The sequence below is a fragment of the Limnospira sp. PMC 1279.21 genome (assembly GCF_032349615.1).
In the GTDB taxonomy this organism is placed as follows: Bacteria; Cyanobacteriota; Cyanobacteriia; order Cyanobacteriales; family Microcoleaceae; genus Limnospira; species Limnospira fusiformis.
In genome coordinates, this window is the sequence record NZ_JARPLU010000520.1 from 1 (window position 1) to 508 (window position 508).

The window sequence follows — 508 nt, forward strand, 5'->3', positions numbered from 1 at the left end:
AATAATCCCGGCACATTTATAAACGTATCTACGGATTCTTCCCAGAGTCTAATTACCTGAAATTGATGGCGAGTTTGAGCTATTTCTAGCTGGGTTTGGTAGACTAAATCTGAGGAACTTTCCCTTAAATAAATTACCACTTGCTGCATGGAGCATTCTGGGAACCGACGATAGACCCGCACCCAATAATCTAACATCCTAAACGGAATAGTTGGGTCCGGTTGGGTCTGAAATTCCAGATGCAGGATGACTCCCTCTGATTTCAGCAAGATGAGACTATCAGCCCGAATTGGCTCTAGGGAAAGTTCCGACGGGCTGAGTTCAGTCAGGGGAATGGGTTCTCCCAATAACCACTGGGCTAAATCCGCCGGAAACGTCTCAGCCAGGAACTTGCAAACATTGTCAAACATATTAGTATTATACCCCAATCTACGGGCGGTTGTGGGGAGTCTGTAAGGAGTCAGAAAAGAGTATTTTTAAAGCCTGTTCTAAATTAGCTGTAATCCTA

General features: G+C 44.5%; 1 protein-coding gene. It reads right to left on the reverse strand.

Going from position 1 to position 508, the window contains the following annotated elements:
* Positions 1-410, reverse strand: a 410-nt coding sequence (locus P5683_RS25750) for an Rpn family recombination-promoting nuclease/putative transposase (protein ID WP_315642159.1), incomplete at its 3' end; no start/stop codon positions are given.
* Positions 411-508: the final 98 nt, after the last annotated feature.